The sequence below is a fragment of the Pontibacillus sp. HN14 genome (genome assembly GCF_021129245.1).
In the GTDB taxonomy this organism is placed as follows: domain Bacteria; phylum Bacillota; class Bacilli; order Bacillales; family BH030062; genus Pontibacillus.
Map to the genome: position 1 here is coordinate 1,471,919 of NZ_JAJOLR010000001.1, position 21,634 is coordinate 1,493,552.

The following is a 21,634-nucleotide window of genomic DNA, read 5'->3' on the forward strand; positions in this document are numbered from 1 at the left end:
GGGTTATTTTTTTAATGGAGAGCGGTATGGATTTCTAGATCTTGGCTTCCCTAATACTTCAGCCATCACGACACTTTCTGCAAGTTTCTTCTTCGAAAGGTTTTGAACACCGGTTACTTTGATGGAAGGTTGATTGGTTGTATCCTTCTTGTATGGAACTCGTTGTTCCCTCTTATAACTGGGTTGAGTAGGTTGATCAGGAATCGCATCGTGCCCTTCCTGATTCCCGCTGTAATAGGGCTGTTTTCCTTGTTTATCAACTTGAGAGTCTTTACCCTTATAATCTCTTTTAAGGCTTTTATAGCGCTCCCTTTGCTCTTCTGCATAGGTTTTCAAATCTTTCACCTTCTCTTGCTCTTGAGAAGGAGCTGGTGAAGACTGCGAGCTCGTCTGGACAGGTTGAGGTTGCTCAGCCTTCTTCTTTTCTTTTTCCTCGTTCTTACCTAAATTCGTGAGAAAAGCAAAGAGGGCAGCCACAACAGGGATCAACAGCCCCATATTGTTTACGATGATATCAATGATATCTCCCATTTGCGATCAGTCCTCCTATATAGGACTTTCCTTTTAGTTGTCCTCTTCCTCATTCTCATTATTCATCTTTCCAATCACATCACGCATGTCTGTATCGGCTTGAATGTTCTTTAGATTATAATAATCCATTACACCAATATTACCTGAGCGCAAGGCTTCAGCCATTGCAAGTGGTACTTCTGCTTCCGCTTCCACCACTTTCGCTTGCATTTCCTGAACACGAGCACGCATTTCTTGCTCTTGCGCGACAGCCATAGCACGTCTTTCTTCCGCTTTCGCCTGGGCAATATTTTTGTCTGCTTCTGCTTGGTCTGTTTGAAGGATCGCACCAATGTTTTTACCAATGTCAATATCAGCAATATCAATCGATAAAATTTCAAAAGCCGTTCCAGCATCAAGACCTTTGCTTAATACGTTCTGAGATATGCGGTCTGGATTCTCTAACACTTGATTGTGGTCTTTTGAGCTACCGATGGTACTAACGATTCCTTCACCAACACGAGCGATTACAGTATCCTCGCCAGCACCCCCAACTAAACGATCAATATTCGCGCGAACAGTGATACGGGCTTTGGCTTTCACTTCAATCCCATCCATTGCTACACCGGCAATAAACGGTGTTTCGATTACTTTTGGATTTACACTCATTTGAACCGCTTCTAATACGTCACGACCAGCGAGATCAATAGCGGCACAACGCTCAAAACTTAATTCGATATTCGCTCGTTGCGCAGCAATTAGCGCATTTACAACACGGTCCACATTACCCCCAGCCAAGTAATGACTCTCAAGCTGGTTGGTATCTACATCTACTCCTGCTTTATGCGCTTTAATTAACGGATTAATCACACGGCTTGGAACAACTCGACGTAAACGCATTCCGATAAGCGTAAAGATACTAATTCGAACCCCTGCTGCTAACGCACTAATCCAAAGCATAATTGGAATAAACGTGAACAAGACAGCAAGCGCTATAATGATAACTGCAATAAATATAATCGGTATTAACCCTTCTGATAACATATCAATTCCCCCTTATACATTTTCCTGTTTAATTTCTCGAACAATAACTCTGGATCCTTCTACTTTCACAATTTTGACTGGAGTCCCTGCATTGATAAAACTTCCTTCGGTCACGATATCAATTCGTTCATCGTTAAAGACCCCAGTGCCAGCAGGCCGTAATGGTGTAACAGCCTCTCCTGTGTTCCCGATTAGTTCATTTCTCGTATTTGAGGAAAGGTATCCTTTCTCAGAGGAAGTAGAGTCGCTTAAAACAATGTTTCTCAAAAATCCTTTGTCAAATCCAATTGTCTTGAATAGGATAACAGAGCCAATAATCGCTACAATAATAGCAATCAAGAGACTCATCGTCATATGACCAACGTCATCGGTGGACATAAACAATGAACCCACTACGCCACCAGTACCTATGATCCCGAGTATCCCACCCGGGACAAAGAACTCAAGAACTATACATACAACCCCTAAACCAAATAGAATAATGGCTTCGTACCCAGCAAGGCCTGCAATCATATGACCATAGAAAAACAATCCTAGCGCGAGTAGTCCCATGGAGCCAGCAATCCCAAAACCAGGAGAATACAACTCAGCCACAAACCCTAAGCTAGCCACAGAAAGCAAAATCGGAACAACAACAGGATGAGTAATTAAGCGAGCAAGTCGCTCAGTAAACGTCGGGTTGGTTGTAATCACTTCAGCATCTGACAATCCTAATTCTGATAACAACTCTTCCCTTGAACTAACGACACCTTCTGCATATCCAACTTCCAAAGCCTCTGCTGCACTTAAAGTTAGATATTTCCCTTTACCTGCTTTGTATTTCGGTAAGTCAAGTTCAGGGTTAGCCATCGCTTCTGCATACAACGGATTTCTATTATTTAATTCTGCAGCGGTACGCATCTTTTTTACCCAGTCAGACTGAGCTTTTTTACTCGCTGCGTTCCCATCTGAAGTAATAACCCCAGCAGAACCCATAGTCGTATTTGGTTTCATATAGATCTGATCTGCGTTTAATGATATGTATGAGCCTGCAGATAAAGCTTCTTGTACAACAAAAGCCGTATTCGGGGTTTCGATAGATTGGAACAAGGTCGCAATTTCAGCAGCTGCGTCCACCCGTCCACCCGGAGTGTTTACTTCAAAAATAATATGATCTGCATCTCGATCTTTCGCTTCGTTCACACTTCTTTTAAGGAACGAAGCAAGCCCCTTTTCTACCGTTTCCGTAATCGGGACGACATAGACGGTTTCACCTTTTCCATCAGCTGAACTAGGCGGACTAAGAAATGAGGATATAAACAGTAATAAGATCGAAACCATCATCATAAGTCTCGTTGTCTTTCTCATACTTCCCCCCCTTTCTTTTTATTATATACGAGTTAGGCCATCTAAACGTTTCATGTAAAAGGTTTTTTTATCATTTTTGTGAAAATTTTTTGGTAGTATTGTTCCCTTTGCGGGTTAAGTTAGAAAAGCGGCGGATTCAATGGAGGCTATTGCGAAGAAGGGATCGGTCCGTCAACAGATCAATCATACTTAAAAGTCTTGCCTAAAATGACAAGCCTATGCTTTCTTACAGTCTAGGAAAAGACCTGGAAACATGAAAAAACCGCCTTTTTTAAAAAAGGCGGTTCGTGTTTAAGATAAATGTTTTTGTACAAATTGGTTAACTAGAGAGCCATCGGCTTTGCCTTTTACTTTCGGCATAATGGCACTCATCACTTTGCCCATATCTTTCTTAGAAGAAACACCAACTTCATTGATCGTTTCCTGAACAATTGCATCTAGTTCCTCTTCTGAAAGCTGATCAGGCATATATGATTGAATGATTTCAATATCTCTCTCATCTTTTTGCGCAAGATCGTCACGACCTGCACTTTTGTACTCTTGGAGGGAATCTTTTCTTTGTTTTATCTCACGAGATAAAACAGTTAATTCTTCTTCCTCAGTCAATTCATCTTTTCCAAGTTTTAAAGCTTCATTTTGCAAAGACGCTTTCACCATACGTATGACGGATAAACGTTCTTTCTCTTTGTTACGTAAAGCCTCTTTCATATCTTGGTTGAGACGCTCAAGTAATGACATCTACCTTACACCCTCTTACTTACGCTTTCTAGCGGCTTCTGATTTCTTCTTACGACGGACGCTAGGCTTCTCGTAATGTTCACGCTTACGATACTCAGCTAGTGTACCATTCTTAGATACGCTGCGCTTGAAGCGACGAAGAGCATCTTCAAGAGACTCGTTTTTACGCACGCGAGTGTTGTTTGACATGCTATTACCCTCCCTCCAAAGCAAAAAAGACAGTTTCAATGAACACATGAGTATAGTTTCCTCACATGCCTCTGACAATTATAAACCATTCTCCAGACAGATTCAACTATTTTTTAAAGGATCATTCGGAGAATTATATTGTCGTTGCTCTGTCATATCATCCACTTTAACATAAGTTGAGCGACCAGGATAGAGGAGAATGTTTAATTTTGAGAAATTGAGTCATTCCTGCTCAAATAATTCTACATCTCCATAGCCTTTGTTTAGCCTTCTTTTCAGTCATGAAATCATACCTTGTCCATATGATGGTATAGAGGTGAACAACCGTGGCTGATTTAATTACGTTATTTACTGTTTTCTTAACCATCTTTATATTTGGAATGACGGTTTTACGCATAGGGTTGTATCAATTATCTTATAGAAACATGAAATTATTAATTGAGCGTTATGCGGATAACCCTTTTAAAGGAATGATTGCAGGCATCGTTGTAACAAGCATATTACAAAGCAGCTCTTGCACGATGGTTATTGCCATTGGGTTAGTGGCTGTAGGGGTGCTAAATTTCAAGCAGTCCATAGGAATTATTCTTGGAGCCAATATTGGGACGACGGTTACAGCGGAATTGTTAACTTTCTCTAATGCTATCCCCTTATGGCCTCTATTGATTCTTGGAGCTGCACTTTTGCTTATACCAAAACAAACATGGTTTGGAGCCGGGGGTATAGTCTTTGGCTTAGGGTGTATTTTTGTAGCATTAAACGGATTCGAGTCCTTGGCAGAACCACTTAAACAATTCCCAATCATAGAGGAAAGCCTTGTGTTCACGAATGATTTCCCCAATGCAAGCATCCTTATTGGGACCGTCATGACTGCTATTATACAATCGTCCACCGCCGCTACCGGAATCTCTATGAGCTTCTTGAATGAAGGGGTGTTTAGTTTACCATCGGCGATCGGTATTATGTTAGGAGCTAATATCGGAACATGTATTACTGCTTGGGTAGCGTCTCTAGGCAGCAACCGAGAAGCACGCCTTGTTGCAATGGCTCATATCTGGCTTAATGTACTCGGTGTCTTACTATTTGCTCCATTTATTGATGAACTTGCGGCTTTATCCCAATGGCTCTCAGACGAACCCGCCCAGCAGCTAGCTCACATATCTGTCGTCTTTAATGTATTGTCTTCCCTTATCGTCTTACCTTTCGTCCACCACTTTACTAGATTTGTTATGTTTATTCATAAGTATAAGGACTAGCGGCAGAGGTGAGAGAATGTTCCCGTTCTCTTTAATTTAGTGTAAGGTGGTTCGGGAATTATAAAGCCTAGGAGCTTACGTGAAATAATTAAAAAAGGTGCCCCCATTGAGGACACCTTTTTAATTGGCTCTGTTAAAGTTGGTTGTTGATTTTTACACGTTACATATAAGTCCCTAATGTGGAGCACCGGAAAGTGGGAATGTTTCCGTTAACGTTAGTCTGAGCGGAAGGTGGTTCGGGAAATCACTCGCTTTCCGCGGCGAGCTGGGAAGCCTCCTCGTTCGCTTGCGCTCTCTGTGGGGTCTCCCCTAGGCTCCTTCTGCCGCAGGAGTCTCGCAATTTCCCGAACCACCTTTCCCATATTGAGAAGAACGGAAACATGCCATATTAGTGAATAGAGTTGAATCTATTCTACGATCTAACTGGAGGGCCGTCCCATCAAATTTAGATAAGGGGTGTCTGGGGAACGGGGAGACTCCTGCGGGAGAAAGAGGTCGACGAGACCCCGCAGGGCACGAATTTTGCCCGAGGAGGCTCGACAGCTCGCCCGCGGAAAGCGAGTCGTTCCCCAGACACCCCAAGCACTAGTCAATCAAGACGGCCCCATCTACACTTAAATGTCTCAGCTTTGAGTATTGAACAAGCCTTTAAAATAACAATACTAAACTATAACAAAGCCTTCTAATTAATAATCAGAAGTACCTTGGCCACCAGAAACGATGGATACGCCAGCACTTGCACCGATGCGAGTTGCTCCGGCTTCAATGACTGCATCTGCACCTTCACGGTCGCGAACGCCACCAGATGCTTTTACACCCATGTCAGGGCCTACGGTTTCACGCATTAGTTTAATATCTTCTACTGTTGCGCCGCCACCAGAGAAACCAGTGGATGTCTTCACGAAATCTGCTCCAGCTTCTTTAGCAAGTTGACAAGCTGTAACTTTTTCTTCGTTTGTTAGAAGAGACGTTTCAATGATAACTTTTGTTAATGCTTTGCCTTCTGTAGCGCGAACAACAGCTTCAATGTCAGATTGAACTGTTTCTTTGTCTCCGCTCTTCAAAGCGCCGATATTGATTACCATATCTACTTCAGTAGCACCGTTTTCGATAGCTTGTTTTGTTTCATATGCTTTTAATTCTTTTGTGTTAGCACCAAGCGGGAAACCAATTACTGTACAAACCTTCACATCTGTATCTTGAAGACGTTCATAGCAGAATGGTACCCAGTAAGGATTCACACAAACAGAGGCGAAACCATATTCTTTCGCTTCTTGGCAAATCTGCTCTATTTTTTCTTGTGCTGTATCTGGTTTAAGCTGTGTATGATCAATCATTTTTGCTAATTTAGCATCCATTAATAATCTTCCTTTCTCACTCGGGTTGTCCGTACCTCTTTTATCTTAGCATTATGTCCAAAAAAATGCTATACCCTATTAAAACGCTTACCTTATTATCTCAGAATCCCCAGTTTCTCATACATAGAAAAAGGCCCTGTTGTGTAGCCAACAAGGACCTTTACTAATTAAGAAGATAACTCAATCGATTCGTCTGTTAAACTTGGTCGATCCATCACACGGACAAATTGCCCTTTGTTATAAGGATAGCCCGCTTGAAGGATTTTAACACGAACGATTTCTCCTACCATATCCTCCGTGCCTTCAAATACAACTTTCAAATAGTTGTCGGTGTAACCAACGTAACGATTATCGTTCTCGTCATCCTTGAATTTCTCTTCAGGTATCACTTCTAGAACTTCACTATCGTATTGAGAGGCATATTCTTTTGCCTGCTGGTTCGATAACTCAATGAGTTGGTGCACACGATCATTTTTCACTTCTTCATCTACCTGGTCATCCATTCTCGCAGCAGGTGTACCTGTACGTTTGGAATAAGGGAAGACGTGAAGCTCAGAGTAGCCAATTTCTTGAATGAAACGATAGGTTTCATTGAACTCTTCTTCCGTTTCACCAGGAAAACCAACAATCACGTCTGAAGTTATAGCAAGTCCTGGCAACGCTTCTTTAATACGATCCACACGCTCTTTGTAGAACTCGGTTGTGTATTTACGACGCATACGTTTAAGAACAGTGTTCGAGCCGGATTGAAGAGGGATGTGAAGGTGACGAACAATCTTATCCGATTCACGCAGCACATCAATAACATCATCTGTTATTTGACTTCCTTCAATAGAAGAAATGCGGATTCTCTTTAATCCTTTTACCCTTTTATCTAATTCACGCAATAGCATAGCGAGATTATAATCTTTCATGTCCTCGCCATAACCACCTGTATGGATACCCGTTAACACAATCTCTTTATATCCTGCATCCACAAGCTGCTGGGCTTGATGGATCACTTCCTCAGGATCACGAGAACGCATTAACCCTCGCGCCCATGGAATGATACAGAACGTACAGAAATTGTTACAGCCTTCTTGAATCTTTAAAGAAGCTCGAGTACGGTCCGTAAAGGCAGGTACATCAAGTTCTTCATACGTACGTGTCTTCATAATATTTGTTACACCATTAATGGGTTGACGCTCTTCTTGATATTGTTTAATGTATTCAAGCATTTTTCGACGATCCTGAGTGCCCACAACAATGTCCACACCCGGAATGTCCATGATTTCAGCTGGTGAGGTTTGTGCGTAACATCCGGTCACACATATAACCGCATCTGGATTCTTACGAATAGCGCGTCTGATTACCTGACGACTCTTCTTATCTCCTGTGTTTGTTACGGTACACGTGTTAATGACGTATACGTCGGATGAGCGATCAAAGTCTGTACGCTCATACCCCTCTTCCTTGAACAATTGCCAAATGGCTTCCGTTTCATAATGGTTTACTTTACAACCTAATGTATGAAAGGCAACTGATGGCATAGGATCACCCCAATTCCTCTAATTGATAGGACAGAGCTGAAAGAAAATATGTAGCAGCCGTTTCTGTTCTTAAAATTCTAGGACCTAACCGAACCGCTAGTGCCCCGGCTTCCTTCAACCTCTGAACTTCTTGTTCACTGAATCCACCTTCTGGTCCGATCAACACAAGTATACGCTCATCTTTTTGAACCTTCGTAAAGACTTCCTTTAATGAGTGGAATGATGGACTCTTCGCCTCATCTTCATAAGCAAAGATTACCCAATCATATTCTACTTGAAGCGCTAACAAATCTTTTAAAGAGTGTACATTAACGACTGACGGAATCATCGTTCGATGAGACTGCTCACTCGCTTCTTTTGCAATCTTTTGATATCTTGCTATTTTCTTTTGAGATTTCTTTTGATCCCATTTTACAATGGAACGCTCTGCTTCAAAAGGGATAAATTTGGATGCGCCAAGCTCTGTTCCCTTTTGAATCACATGCTCCATTTTGTCTCCTTTAGGTAACCCTTGAGCAATCGTAACGGTAGCCGGAAGCTCTTTATCCTCTTCCAGCCACTCTACGATCTTACATGTTACTGATTCTGAAGTGATCTCTGTGATCTCACATTCAGCCAGGTCACCCTCTGGTGTACAACATAATATATGATGTTCAGGCTTCATGCGCATAACTTTTCCGATATGGTGAACATCTTCTCCTGTTATGACGACATGCTGATCGTTCCATCCTGATAAAGGAACAAAATAACGTTGCACAATGGGCACCTGCTTTCTTTATGGTTTGCGAGCAATAATAGATGTCCAATCTTCCATTTGATTGATTTCTACAATTTCAAAGCCGGATTCAATAAGTTGATCTTTCACTAATTGACGCTTATTCATAATAATGCCTGATGTAATAAAGTAACCGCCAGACTTTAACGTATTGAAAGCATCATCCGTAAACTGAACAATAATCTCAGCTAAGATATTCGAAACAATCAAATCAGCCTCAAGGTCTACTCCTTGAAGAAGATTATTTTGCTGTGATTCAACCTGGTCTTCTACATTATTTAATTTAGCGTTAATGGTCGTACTCTTAACAGCTATATCGTCTAGATCAAAGGCATGGACATGCTTAGCACCTAATAAGACAGAGGCAATACTAAGAACGCCAGATCCTGCTCCTACGTCTAGGACTACATCGTTTTCTTGAATGTACTGTTCGATCGCCTGAATACTCAGCACCGTTGTAGGATGTGTGCCTGTTCCAAATGCCATACCCGGGTCAAGTTCAATAATGACCTCATCGCTTGAAACCGGCTCGTATTCTTCCCAGGTAGGAATAATGGTAACCTTCTCTGAGATCTTAACAGGCTTATAATACTTCTTCCATGCGGTGGCCCAATCTTCCTCGTTCAATTCACTAATTGTCACGTGATTACGCCCAATGTTGATATCGAATTCAATCAAATTGTTAATGGCATGCTTAATTTCTTCTACCGTTTCACCTAAAAAACTATTCACAGGAAGGTATGCTTTTACATACACACCTTCTGTGGGATAGTCATCTGGATTTAATTCATAGATCTCACCCATAAACGTATCTCTTTCCTTAAACAAGTCTTGTGGGTCTTCAATTACTACCCCACTAGCCCCTGCTTCATGCAAGATATTCGATATAGGCTCAATGGCTTCATTGGTTGTATGAATACATATCTCAGACCATTTCAATGGGATCAACTCTCTTTACTCTGGATTCCTTATTCGCCTTTAAAGGCGCGCTTAACACGTTGGAAAATGTTATCGTGTTGTTCTTCTGTTGGCTGGTTTCCACTAATATCATGGAACTCACGTAGTAATTCTTTCTGACGATCTGTCATTTTCGTTGGTGTCACTACGCGAATCTTTACGTGCTGGTCTCCATGACCATAGCCGCGAACATTTGGAGCACCTTTTTCTTTCAGGCGGAACGTTTTACCGTTCTGAGTACCTGCTGGAATCTTAAGGTTGACGTTCCCGTGTACGGTTGGAACCTCAATTTCGTCACCAAGCGCCGCTTGTGTAAACGTTAGAGGCATCTCACAGAAGATGTGGTCGCCTTCACGTTTATAGAACTCGTGTGGACGGATTTGAACGACAACATATAAGTCTCCAGTCGGTCCTCCATTTTCACCAGGTTCACCTTGACCAGATACGCGAATACGCTGACCTTCGTCAATACCTGCTGGAATAGAAATATGAATTGTTTTACGTTTTGTAACTCTTCCATCTCCACCGCACGTATTACACTTATCTTTAATGATTTGACCTGTTCCTTCACAGTGATGACATACTCGGCGGTTCACAACGCGGCCAAATGGAGTGTTTTGTTCTTGATTAAGTTGTCCGGCACCTTGACAGTGTGGACAAGTTTCCGGCTTCGTTCCAGGTTTTGCACCAGATCCATCACATGTTTCACATTCTTCTTCTTTTGGAATTTGGACGTCTGTTTCTTTACCGAAGATGGCCTCTTCGAAGTTGAGCGTCATTGTATATTGAAGATCGGCGCCTCGACGAGGGGCATTCGGATCGCGACGGCGTCCTCCACCACCGAAGAACATGTCAAAGATGTCTCCAAAGCCTCCAAAGTCTTCGGCTCCACCGAATCCTCCGAAACCACCCTGGTTAGGACCTGCATGGCCAAACTGGTCGTATTGTTGACGTTTTTGCTCATCACCTAGAACATCCCATGCTTCTTGGGCTTCTTTAAACTTATCCTCCGCATTGTCTTCCTGACTGACATCTGGGTGATATTTTTTTGCTAATTTACGATACGCTTTCTTTATTTCATCTTTAGAAGCATCTTTCGATACACCTAAAACCTCATAATAATCGCGTTTACTCACTGAAGATCACTCTCCCGACTCTCTACTCACATAAAGTTTATATTAACACGGTTTCATAACCGATTCAAAGTTAATTCATTCACATTATTCCCAATACACGAACAAACAAAATCCATACAGTAAAAAAGTCAAAGCCAAGATACCCCCTGACTTTGACTTTTTTTATCTGGATCATCCTGGTTTGGATGCTTTATTTACTTCTTGTCGTCTTCGTTTACTTCTTCAAAGTCTGCGTCTACAACGTCTTCTTCTGCACTTTGGCCTTCAGCGCCTTCTTGAGCTTGTTGTGCTTGCTCATACATTTTTACAGAAAGTTGTTGTACTTGCTCTTGAAGAGCATCTTTCTTCTCACGGATTTGTTCAAGGTCTTCACCTTCAAGTGCCGTTTGAAGTTCAGATTTAGCTGATTCAGCTTTTTCTTTATCTTCTTCTGTTACAGATTCGCCAAGATCTTTGATCGTCTTGTCTGTTGTAAAGATTAGCTGATCTGCTTCGTTACGAAGCTCAACTTCTTCACGGCGCTTCTTGTCCGCATCAGCATTTTCTTCTGCTTCTTGAACCATCTTTTCTACTTCGTCTTCAGAAAGACCAGAAGAAGATTTGATTGTGATGGATTGTTCTTTATTTGTACCTAAATCCTTCGCACGTACGTTCACAATACCGTTTGCGTCAATATCGAAGGATACTTCGATTTGAGGTACACCACGTGGTGCTGGTGGGATGTCTGTTAATTGGAAACGACCAAGTGTTTTGTTATCTTGTGCCATTTCACGCTCACCTTGAAGTACGTGGATGTCTACAGCTGTTTGGTTATCAGCAGCAGTAGAGAACGTTTGCTTCTGACTTGTAGGGATTGTTGTGTTACGTTCGATTAATTTCGTTGTAACGCCACCCATTGTTTCAATACCAAGAGATAGTGGAGTAACGTCTAGAAGGACAACGTCTTTAACGTCACCTTGAAGTACGCCACCTTGAACAGCAGCACCAAGTGCTACAACTTCGTCAGGGTTTACGCCTTTAGAAGGATCTTTACCTACTTCTTTCTTAAGTGCTTCCACAACAGCTGGAATACGAGTAGAACCACCTACAAGAAGAACTTTATCGATGTCGCTTGAAGACATGCTTGCGTCTTTAAGAGCACGACGAGTTGGTTCCATTGTGCGTTCTACTAAGCTAGAAGAAAGCTCTTCGAATTTCGCACGAGTTAGGTTCATTTCTAAGTGAAGTGGACCAGCTTCTCCCGCTGTGATGAATGGAAGAGAAATTTGTGTTTGAGCAACACCAGAAAGGTCTTTCTTCGCTTTTTCTGCAGCATCTTTAAGGCGCTGTAGAGCCATTTTATCTTTAGAAAGATCAATGCCGTTTTCTTTCTTGAATTCAGCTACCATGTGATCGATGATTACTTGGTCAAAGTCATCTCCGCCTAGCTTGTTGTCACCAGCAGTAGATACAACTTCGAATGTACCGTCGCCGATGTCTAGGATAGAAACGTCAAATGTACCGCCACCAAGGTCATAAACAAGAAGAGTTTGATCTTGTTCTTGGTCAATTCCGTATGCAAGAGCCGCTGCTGTTGGCTCGTTAATGATACGCTCTACTTCAAGACCTGCGATTTTACCAGCATCTTTAGTAGCTTGGCGCTCAGCATCGTTGAAGTAAGCTGGAACTGTGATAACAGCTTTCTCAACCGTTTCACCAAGATAGTCTTCTGCGTAAGACTTGATATACTGAAGGATGATTGCAGAGATCTCTTGAGGAGTGTACTCTTTTCCTTCAATTTCTACTTTGTAGTCTGTACCCATGTGTCTTTTGATAGACTGGATTGTATTAGGATTTGTGATCGCCTGGCGCTTTGCTACTTCACCAACCTGACGTTCACCATTCTTGAAAGCAACAACAGAAGGAGTTGTACGACTACCTTCAGGGTTTGGAATTACCTTAGATTCGCCGCCTTCCATTACAGCAACACAAGAGTTTGTTGTACCTAAGTCGATACCAATAATTTTACTCATGACAAATTTCCTCCTTTTTCTTCATATGTAGAGCGAGCTTATTGATTCACCTTCACCATTGATGGTCGGATCACGCGGTCATTTAGTTTATAACCTTTTTGAAGCTCCTCTACGACAACATTTGATTCATAGTTTTCATCTTCTACTTGCATAACAGCTTGATGCATATGAGGATCAAATTCCTCCCCAACAGCTGGAATCTCTTCTAGGCCTTCTTTTTCTAGTGCACTCTTTAGCTGTTTATAAACCATGTTCATACCTTCTGCATACTTTTCATCCTGTGCTTCCACTTGGAGCGCACGTTCAAAGTTATCAAGTGCAGGTAATAATTCCTCAATTAGTGATTGAGATTTATATTTACGGTCGTTCTCACGATCTTTCTGCGTTCGACGACGGAAATTATCATAATCTGCTTGTAAGCGTAACAAACGTTGGTACGTTTCATCCTTTTCCTGTTGAAGTTTAGCTAGTTCATCATTTTCACCAGCGTCTTCTTCCACGATTTCTTGTTCAGGATTTTCAACGACCTCTTCTTGTTCGACTTCTTCTGTTTGTTGTTTGTTTTCGTCCATGTTTGTCACCTCCTCCAGAACTCGTTCGGTCTTTTGCACCGGTTAAGAATATATCAGAAATTGAATCTAAACTAAACCGATAACCCTTCAATTTTGGGTATTTTTTATAAAAAGCCCGTTCAACCTTATATGCAAGCAAATAGCTCTAGTAAAAAAGAGAACAGACGTCCTAAATTGCCTTTATCATCTATTCCCCAGTTGAACCTTTTTGATACCAAGAATGGAATGTTTCTGTCATACGGTCTGAAAGTAAATTCAATAAAGAAATGACTTTTGAGTATTCCATCCGAGTAGGACCAAGCAAAGCGATTGTTCCTAGTTGCGTATCCCCAATGGAGTAGGATCCAGTAATGATACTGAGATCTTTCATAGCACTCACTTCATTCTCTGTTCCAATAGAAACTTTGATATCACTTGAATTGTGACGGAGTAAGTGAGCAATTTCTGTTTCTTCTTCAATCATCGAATACAATGTTCTCACTTTATCAATGTCTCTAAATTCCGGCTGCATAAGAATGTTGGTCTTACCTCCAACGTAAAGCTTCGCTGGTTGTTCATCAAATAAAGCGGCTCGCAAATACTGATAGGCCTTCTCAAAATCACTTGTGTGCTTCTTGAGTAAGGTAGCAATTTCGGTATTTAACTTATGGTGAAGATAAATAATCGGTACACCATTAAGCCTATCATTTAATATGTTGACCATCTTCTCTAGATCAGCTGGTTTAATTTCTACAGGAATTGTAAACGAGCGGTGCTCCACATGACCTGTATCCGTTACAAGAATCGCTACAGCAGAAATCTGCGATAGGGGAATGATTTGTAATTGCTTTAATTTTGTCTCGTATACTTCGGGTCCAAGAATAATCGACGTATAGTTCGTCAACTCGGATAACACCCGCGCAGACTGCTGAACGACTTGTTCAAATTCAACCATTTGATTGTCAAAAGCTTGTTTCACAAAAGAAATTTCTCTTCCTGACAAGTTAAATGGAGACATCAAATGATCAACATAAAAGCGATACCCTTTTTCAGAAGGAACTCTTCCTGAGGAGGAGTGCGTCTTCTCAAGAAATCCTAACTCCTCCAAATCAGCCATTTCATTTCGAATCGTAGCTGAACTATAAGATACGCTTTCTTTTTTTGAGATCGTTCTTGATCCTACAGGTTGCGCAGACTGGATGAAATCATCAATTATCACTTGTAATATCAACAATTGTCTCTCTGTTAACATGATGATCACCTCTGTTAGCACTCATTGAATGCGAGTGCTAAATCTAATAATAAATTATCAAATGCCTCGCTCCTTGTCAACGATATTTCACTGAAGCTTTTCATCTTCAATTAAAAATTGAGCAAAAACCTCATTCCCAAAGAGTCTACCTTGAGGAGTGAGAGCAATATGATCCTCTGCTTCCGTTATCCAGTTTTTCCTTTTTAAATAATCTAATTCACCCGAGTATAGGGAGTGGATGGAACGGCCGAAGCGTCTCTGGAATTCATCTAAAGAAACTCCTTTAACTTTACGTAATCCAAGGAACATTTGCTCCTCCATTTCTTCCTTATGGTGCACAGGTTCTACATAAAGTTGAGGGACACCCGTTTCCTTAGCCTTCTTCGTATATTGATTCAATGGCTTGATGTTTACGGTGCGCTCCCCTGGTAAATACCCATGTGCACCTGCACCAAACCCATAATAGTAATCATTGTTCCAATATGTCAGATTGTGCTTGCTTTCATATCCTGGTTTGGCAAAGTTACTAATTTCATATTGATATACACCACTTTTGTTCATCTCACTCATGAGTAATTCGTACATGTTTGCCTCTTCTTCTTCGACAGGCTTATGGAGTTTGCCTTTTTTATGTCGAAGATAGAAAACCGTTTTGGGCTCAATTTGCAACGAATAAGAAGAATAGTGGGGCAGACCCAACTGAAGTGCTTCATCAATCGTTTTCTTGAACTGGTCATACGTCTGGCCGGGAAGGCCATACATTAAATCTACAGACACATTGTCAAATTGCTGCTTCTCAAACAGACGAAGACTATCGTACACATCCTGTACTCGATGGTTTCGACCTAGTTTCTCAAGTAGTTCGTCATCAAACACCTGTACTCCAAACGATATTCGATTGACCCCATATTCCTTTAACAGAGCCAATTTCTTCTCATCAAATTCACCTGGATTCGCTTCAAACGTGTATTCGAGCGGCGCATCTACATCAAAGGATTCTGCAATCATCTTTAGCAAACGCTCAAGTTGTTCATAAGATAAAGCCGTAGGAGTTCCTCCTCCTACAAAAATTGTTTTCATTGGTTTCTTTTGCTTCCCAACTGCCGTTACAATTTCGTTCTCTAATGCCTCTAAGTACTGATCAGCAAGTTCTGGGTTATAAAAGAACTTGGTGAAATCGCAATAATGACAGATCTGGTGGCAAAAGGGTATATGAATATAGGCTGATGTAATCATGATCGTCACGTTCCTTTAAAATAAATTAGCTTTGTTCAAGCAAAGAGAGTACTAAAAGTTCTGTGGTGGCTCATTTACTCCCTACTGCAGTTAAACATATATGGTCGCAAAGTTGAAAGTATAAAAACCGCAAGAAAAGCTCCTGCGGTTTTAATCGTTCTCTCTTATTTGTCGTCAGAATCCATTTCTAAAACAGCCATAAAGGCTTCTTGTGGCACTTCTACAGATCCGACCATCTTCATACGTTTCTTACCTTCTTTTTGCTTCTCAAGAAGTTTACGCTTACGTGAGATATCTCCGCCGTAACATTTTGCAAGTACGTTTTTACGCATCGCCTTAATGGTAGAGCGAGCCACAATTTTATTTCCGATTGCTGCTTGAACAGGTACCTCAAACTGCTGTCTCGGAATAAGCTCTACTAGCTTACTTGTAATGGCCTTACCTCTGTCGAATGCGAAGTCTCTGTGAACGATAAAGGATAAAGCGTCAATTGTATCACCATTTAACCAAATATCCATTTTCACAAGATTAGACGCACGATATCCAGCTAATTCGTAATCAAACGACGCATACCCTTTTGTTTGGGACTTCAGCTGATCGAAGAAATCATAAACGATTTCTGATAATGGAATATCATACGTAATATTGACGCGATTATCATCTAGGTACTGCATATCTACAAATGATCCGCGCTTCTTCTGACAAATCTCCATAACAGAACCTACATAGTCATTCGGTACCATTACCGTTGCATTTACAAATGGCTCACGTACTTCATTAATTGACTGTGGATCAGGCATTAGAGAAGGGTTATCAACGGTAACCGTTTCACCATCCGTAAGCTCAACTTCATAAATAACACTTGGAGCTGTCGTGATCAGTTGAATGTTAAATTCGCGTTCAATTCGCTCTTGGATAATCTCCATATGAAGAAGGCCTAGGAATCCACAACGGAAACCAAATCCTAGCGCTTGTGATGTCTCAGCCTCATATTGGAGAGAAGAGTCATTCAACTCAAGCCGCTCAAGGGCTTCACGTAAATCGTTGTAATTATTCGCATCAACCGGGAACATTCCACAGAATACCATTGGGTTCAGACGTTTATAACCTGGTAATGGTTCTGCAGCCGGTTTGTCTACACGGGTGATGGTGTCCCCGACACGTGAATCACTTACGTTTTTAATAGACGCTGTTAAATACCCAACATCCCCTACAGTTAGTTCGTTCTTAGGAGTAGGCTTTGGATTGAATACGCCTATCTCATTAACCTCAAACTCTTTTCCAGTCTGCATCATGCGAATCTTCTGACCCACTTTAACAGATCCTTCTTTTACAGCGATTGAGGCAATAACTCCACGATAAGGATCATACAAGGAGTCAAAGATTAACGCCTTCAATGGATCTTCTGGTTCGCCAATCGGAGATGGAATTCGTTCTACAATGGCTTCTAATATCTCTTCAATTCCTTTTCCGGCTTTGGCTGAAGCTAAGATAACCTCATCTTTCGTCACGCCAAGCAGATCCTCAAGTTCCTTCGTTACCCGATCTGGATCAGCCGCTGGCAAGTCTACTTTATTGATAACAGGAATAATTTCTAAATCATTATCTAATGCCAAATACAAGTTGGCTAATGTCTGAGCCTCAATTCCCTGCGCCGCATCTACGACTAAGATAACCCCTTCACACGCTGCTAAACTACGAGATACCTCATATGTAAAATCGACGTGACCTGGTGTATCAATCAGGTGGAATAAATAATCCTCTCCCTTATGTGGAGAGCTATATCGTAATTGAACGGCGTTTAATTTAATCGTAATCCCACGCTCACGCTCTAAATCCATCGCATCTAGAAACTGCTCTTTCATTTCCCGCTGCGTCAGAGCTTTCGTCTTCTCTAAAATACGATCGGCTAATGTTGATTTGCCGTGGTCGATATGAGCGATAATTGAAAAATTCCGCACATTCTCTTGTTTAATCTTGTCGCTACTCACATTAATCACTCCTACTTTAATCCGAAACCATAGCTAGCTTTGATTATAGCAATGTAGAGGGAATACTTCAATACGAAAAGCGCAGGGGGCTTGTTTAGGACCGTACGGATAAGCAAGCGAACGGAAGTGGCATTAGCCACTGGAGTTCGCTTGCTTATCTCGCTAGGTCCTAGCCCCCGGAGCTAGACAATACGAAAAGCGCAGGCGGGGTGCTTATCACGCTAGGCCCTCCCCGCCGGAGCTAGACAATACGAAAAGCGCAGGCGACTGTTCAGCCCCGTACGCATAAGTAAGCTGACAGAAGTTCGCGTAGCGAACTGGAGTCAGATTGCTTATGACGCTAGGTCCTAGCCCCCGGAGCTGAACATCACCGAAAAGCGCAGGCGCACTAAGCACAAGAGGAAGTTCGACTAAAACCGCCGCGTCACCCGCCAACGACGAACGACCCCACATCGTGTGGGGCCGACGCATTAAAAGAACACCTGAAATAAGTGATAAATGGTATAAATAACAGTATTGTACGCCCAGTTGACCGCTTTTTCTAACATAACCGCTACTTTCTGAAGACCACGTGCTTCATTATGTTCCTGGTACTGTTGCTGTTTTTCCTGAACAGAGACTTGCTGAAAATCTCTACCAAGGACCTGGACTTCATAATCCCCTGTTTCTAACTTTTCCGTTTGAACCGCTTCTTGAAAAGTTCCATTAGAAAAGCCTCGCATTTGGATCATTCCGATACTTGCTTGATTCATTCCGACTAATACGCCACCAAGGAACAATACAATCATAATTAGAAACGTCACTGTGAAGCGTACCATAGGGGTCATCTCCTTACTGATCTTCTGCTTGCCAATAAAAATCGCTAAACACTTCTCCAACTGCATCCGCACTTCGATATAATTCGTCTAATGTATTTTCCACACCACCAAACTCAATCAGCATTGCGTTCTGAGATAAATCTTGATTGAATTTGCCATTGGTCCCGGAGCCCTTCTTTGTCATGACGCCGCGACTCAATCCAGGATAAGCCTCTTCCATCTTTTCATGAAGTTCATTTGCTAGCTTTAAATTTTGTTCATAGTGAGCGTACTCTCCTCCGACAATAAAGAAAATTCTGGCATAGGTCTTACCATCTATTTCGGCTGTTGTATGTTCCTTACCAATTGCATCTCTATGAAGATCAAAATAATATTGCAGTTCTCTTTCTGAACTCATCGCTTCTTGAACAACAGCTCTGGACATATCATAGGATTCATAATATTCCATACCTTTATCTTTCAATTGCTTCGTTATATCCGTCTTATCAACTTTGGCTCCAATTCCATTGTCTTTTAAACTTTCAGCTAATCGATCGCCTACTAGCGTAATATTCGCTTTAGAATGAAAAGCATCTGTTGCCCCATCTGGAAGAATAGGGAAATAAGATTCTCGATTATGAGTGTGGTAGATCAACACTACATCTTTATCGCCTGTTGTTGGCAAGGCTTGGTCTTTAGGAGGACTATCTTGCGCTGGAGATTGACCTTCTTTTGGTACAACCCCTTCTTCTTCCTGATCGAATATTTCCATAGGTGGAGAAGATTCAACCGCCATCGTCGTATAGTCTGTTCCTTCACCTGCTACAACAATTTGACCATCATATGCCGAAAAGCCGGGCAACTCTCTACCTAAGAAAGAACGAGGGTCATCTGGCTTAATGCTTGTGGCCATTTGAAACAGACCTTCTGACATTTTTATGTGTTCATAATCCTCTGGATATGCCCCTTCAAATAACCGATTCTCCATACTCATTAAATGTAAAAAGGATGGACCGCTAATTTGGCTCGTCCAGGTATGAAGGGTAGAAGAAGACAGGCGATAAGCAGGCTGAATAGAGGTAAGTAACCCAATTAACAGAAAGACTCCTACTAAGCCTATTAAATAAATTCCACTACGTTTATACCATCTCTTCAGTTCTCTATGAACAAGTAGTAATCCCTTAGAACTCAAAGCAAGGTCACCCTTTCTCTTGTTTCCTGACTCTAGTAAACTCTATGAAAACTAGAGAAAGAGTAGAACCTCTGTCTATCTTTTATCTTGTAAAAGAATCTTCTGTGTCTGGTTCGACATCTTCATGAAGAGCTGCATTTAATCCGCTCGCCACGACATGAGCCATATCTTTCATAAACCCATCTACTTCTTTAGGTGTGACCATTAAGTTATGCCCAATTGGAGTCAAGACCTCTCGGATAAGCTTTCTTTTCTCCTGATCTGACAATCCTCCGATCATTCCTAATACAGCTTTACGTTGGTCTTCATTTGGTAAATCCTCATCTGTAAGCTCTTTTTTCTCACCAAAGTCCATGCCAGCAGGAGTCAACGATTTGGATGGTTTCTCCTTTTCGTTCCATTCTCTCCCAAAATGCTTAAGCATATAATCAATCGTATCACTTGCAATCGTCACCGCATCGACAACAGTCGGGATCCCTAAAGAAATAACAGGTATTCCTAGCGTTTGTTCACTTAACTCTTTGCGCTTGTTCCCAACCCCTGACCCTGGATGGATTCCTGTATTTGATAGTTGGATTGTACTATTCACCCGATCAATGGAGCGAGATGCTAAAGCATCCACAGCGATTACAAAGTCAGGTTTTACTTTCTCAATGACGCCTACGATAATATCACTTGTTTCTAACCCCGTTACGCCCATAACACCTGGGGTAATAGCAGATACTGGACGGAACCCTTTGTCCACTGTTTCAGGTTGAAGTTCAAACATATGGTTCGTAACAAGCAGCTTATCAACCACCATAGGCCCTAAAGCATCAGGGGTTACGTCATCATTTCCTAATCCAACAACAAGGCATCTGGCATCCGGGGCTACATTACTTTTCGTTAGCAGCTCCTCTAGCTCTCGAGCAACTACCGATGCCGTATGATGCATTAGACTTGTATCATGTTTACGAATGCCTTGGGATTCAATCGTAATGTAAGAACCAGGCTTTTTTCCGATTTGTTCCGATCCTTTTTCATCCACTTCTACATAAGTAACTTTTATATCTTCAGCTTCCTTCTTCTCCTGGACACGTACCCCTTCAGGATGCTCAGAATCTTGCTTCCCTTTTTGTGATGCCATGTCTTTAGCTTCAACAGCTAAATCGGTTCGGACTTGAAAATGATCTAGATTCACTGACATGCGAAACCCTCCGTTTTTTTACTAGGATGCACGTCCCTTTTCTCTTTCATACATGAGTGAAAATGATTATGATCCTATATTTATGTTGAAAACTGTTGTGTGCTCTGATAAAATGTCTCTTGTTCGAATAAATGCTCTTTTAAAGCAGGTTCAATTTCTCCAGGAGGTGAAAATAGATGGCTAATATCAAGCAAGCTAGAAAACGTGTTATTACACAAAACAACCAGCGCGCTCAGAACAACTCTTTCAAATCTGATGTTCGTTCTGCAATGAAGCGTGTTGACAACCTAGTTGACAACAACAAAACTGAGGAAGCTAAAGAAGCTTTCAAAGATGCTGTACAAAAGATCGATAAGGCTGTAGGCAAAGGTCTTATGCACCGCAACAAAGGTAACCGTCAGAAAGCTCGTCTTTCTCGTCGCGTTAAATCCGTTACAGCGTAAATACGTCATTCCGTTTTTATGACCAACCAACAAACGATCCTACTAAGAGGGTCGTTTTTTTATGTAAAAATTTAGAGGAGGTCCGTTACGATAAAAGTGCTTGAGGCTAGATGGGGGACAGCTCGCTTTCCTGCG

At 41.7% G+C, this 21,634-nt stretch carries 20 protein-coding genes; 2 read left to right on the forward strand and 18 right to left on the reverse strand.

The window, feature by feature from the left end; translation table 11 throughout:
- Nucleotides 1–3: 3 nt before the first annotated feature.
- The 5 genes from LQ226_RS07665 to rpsU all read right to left on the reverse strand — a co-directional run bounded on the left by LQ226_RS07665 (nt 4) and on the right by rpsU (nt 3,828).
- Nucleotides 4–531: a hypothetical protein gene (locus tag LQ226_RS07665; RefSeq protein WP_231417243.1), complete on the reverse strand. Its 528-nt coding sequence runs from the start codon at nt 529–531 to the stop codon at nt 4–6.
- A gap of 33 nt (nt 532–564) precedes the next feature.
- Nucleotides 565–1,554, reverse strand: coding sequence for a flotillin-like protein FloA (gene floA / locus LQ226_RS07670; protein ID WP_231417244.1), 990 nt, complete (start codon nt 1,552–1,554; stop codon nt 565–567).
- Nucleotides 1,555–1,566: 12 nt separating this feature from the next.
- Complete coding sequence (locus LQ226_RS07675) at nt 1,567–2,901, reverse strand: NfeD family protein (RefSeq protein ID WP_231417245.1); 1,335 nt, start codon at nt 2,899–2,901, stop codon at nt 1,567–1,569.
- Between the two features lie 291 nt (nt 2,902–3,192).
- Complete coding sequence (locus LQ226_RS07680) at nt 3,193–3,639, reverse strand: GatB/YqeY domain-containing protein (RefSeq protein WP_231417246.1); 447 nt, start codon at nt 3,637–3,639, stop codon at nt 3,193–3,195.
- Between the two features lie 15 nt (nt 3,640–3,654).
- Entirely contained in the window at nt 3,655–3,828 is a 174-nt protein-coding gene (rpsU, locus tag LQ226_RS07685) for a 30S ribosomal protein S21 (RefSeq protein WP_036785757.1), read from the reverse strand.
- Nucleotides 3,829–4,154: 326 nt separating this feature from the next.
- On the opposite strand from rpsU, the gene LQ226_RS07690 reads away from it, so the two are divergent.
- On the forward strand, nt 4,155–5,084 hold the full coding sequence (locus LQ226_RS07690) for a Na/Pi symporter (RefSeq protein WP_231417247.1): 930 nt from the start codon (nt 4,155–4,157) through the stop codon (nt 5,082–5,084).
- Between the two features lie 686 nt (nt 5,085–5,770).
- On the opposite strand, the gene deoC is transcribed toward LQ226_RS07690, so the two are convergent.
- The 13 genes from deoC to gpr all read right to left on the reverse strand — a co-directional run bounded on the left by deoC (nt 5,771) and on the right by gpr (nt 21,056).
- Nucleotides 5,771–6,442 carry a deoxyribose-phosphate aldolase gene (gene deoC, locus LQ226_RS07695; RefSeq protein WP_231417248.1) on the reverse strand — a complete coding sequence of 224 codons (672 nt, stop codon included), beginning with the start codon at nt 6,440–6,442 and terminating at the stop codon, nt 5,771–5,773.
- Between the two features lie 167 nt (nt 6,443–6,609).
- Nucleotides 6,610–7,971, reverse strand: coding sequence for a tRNA (N(6)-L-threonylcarbamoyladenosine(37)-C(2))-methylthiotransferase MtaB (gene mtaB, locus LQ226_RS07700; protein WP_231417249.1), 1,362 nt, complete (start codon nt 7,969–7,971; stop codon nt 6,610–6,612).
- Nucleotides 7,972–7,975: 4 nt separating this feature from the next.
- Entirely contained in the window at nt 7,976–8,728 is a 753-nt protein-coding gene (locus tag LQ226_RS07705) for a 16S rRNA (uracil(1498)-N(3))-methyltransferase (RefSeq protein ID WP_231417250.1), read from the reverse strand.
- Nucleotides 8,729–8,746: 18 nt separating this feature from the next.
- Complete coding sequence (prmA, locus tag LQ226_RS07710) at nt 8,747–9,685, reverse strand: 50S ribosomal protein L11 methyltransferase (protein ID WP_231417251.1); 939 nt, start codon at nt 9,683–9,685, stop codon at nt 8,747–8,749.
- Between the two features lie 29 nt (nt 9,686–9,714).
- Nucleotides 9,715–10,839 carry a molecular chaperone DnaJ gene (gene dnaJ / locus LQ226_RS07715; protein ID WP_231417252.1) on the reverse strand — a complete coding sequence of 375 codons (1,125 nt, stop codon included), beginning with the start codon at nt 10,837–10,839 and terminating at the stop codon, nt 9,715–9,717.
- A gap of 194 nt (nt 10,840–11,033) precedes the next feature.
- Nucleotides 11,034–12,851 (reverse strand): molecular chaperone DnaK, encoded by a 1,818-nt coding sequence (dnaK, locus tag LQ226_RS07720; protein ID WP_231417253.1) that lies wholly within the window; start codon nt 12,849–12,851, stop codon nt 11,034–11,036.
- 38 nt (nt 12,852–12,889) lie between these two features.
- Nucleotides 12,890–13,462, reverse strand: coding sequence for a nucleotide exchange factor GrpE (gene grpE, locus LQ226_RS07725; protein WP_284526536.1), 573 nt, complete (start codon nt 13,460–13,462; stop codon nt 12,890–12,892).
- Between the two features lie 148 nt (nt 13,463–13,610).
- Nucleotides 13,611–14,654 carry a heat-inducible transcriptional repressor HrcA gene (gene hrcA / locus LQ226_RS07730; RefSeq protein WP_231417255.1) on the reverse strand — a complete coding sequence of 348 codons (1,044 nt, stop codon included), beginning with the start codon at nt 14,652–14,654 and terminating at the stop codon, nt 13,611–13,613.
- Nucleotides 14,655–14,741: 87 nt separating this feature from the next.
- Entirely contained in the window at nt 14,742–15,890 is a 1,149-nt protein-coding gene (gene hemW, locus LQ226_RS07735) for a radical SAM family heme chaperone HemW (RefSeq protein ID WP_231417256.1), read from the reverse strand.
- Between the two features lie 164 nt (nt 15,891–16,054).
- Nucleotides 16,055–17,881, reverse strand: coding sequence for a translation elongation factor 4 (gene lepA, locus LQ226_RS07740; RefSeq protein ID WP_284526537.1), 1,827 nt, complete (start codon nt 17,879–17,881; stop codon nt 16,055–16,057).
- Between the two features lie 470 nt (nt 17,882–18,351).
- Nucleotides 18,352–18,699 (reverse strand): DUF3679 domain-containing protein, encoded by a 348-nt coding sequence (locus LQ226_RS07745; RefSeq protein WP_231417257.1) that lies wholly within the window; start codon nt 18,697–18,699, stop codon nt 18,352–18,354.
- A gap of 13 nt (nt 18,700–18,712) precedes the next feature.
- Nucleotides 18,713–19,870, reverse strand: a complete 1,158-nt coding sequence (spoIIP, locus tag LQ226_RS07750) for a stage II sporulation protein P (RefSeq protein ID WP_231417258.1) — start codon at nt 19,868–19,870, stop codon at nt 18,713–18,715.
- An 82-nt stretch (nt 19,871–19,952) separates the two neighbouring features.
- Entirely contained in the window at nt 19,953–21,056 is a 1,104-nt protein-coding gene (gene gpr, locus LQ226_RS07755; RefSeq protein WP_231417259.1) for a GPR endopeptidase, read from the reverse strand.
- Nucleotides 21,057–21,232: 176 nt separating this feature from the next.
- Between gpr and rpsT the strand changes: the two genes are divergently transcribed.
- Complete coding sequence (rpsT, locus tag LQ226_RS07760) at nt 21,233–21,499, forward strand: 30S ribosomal protein S20 (RefSeq protein WP_036785716.1); 267 nt, start codon at nt 21,233–21,235, stop codon at nt 21,497–21,499.
- Nucleotides 21,500–21,634 lie beyond the last annotated feature (135 nt).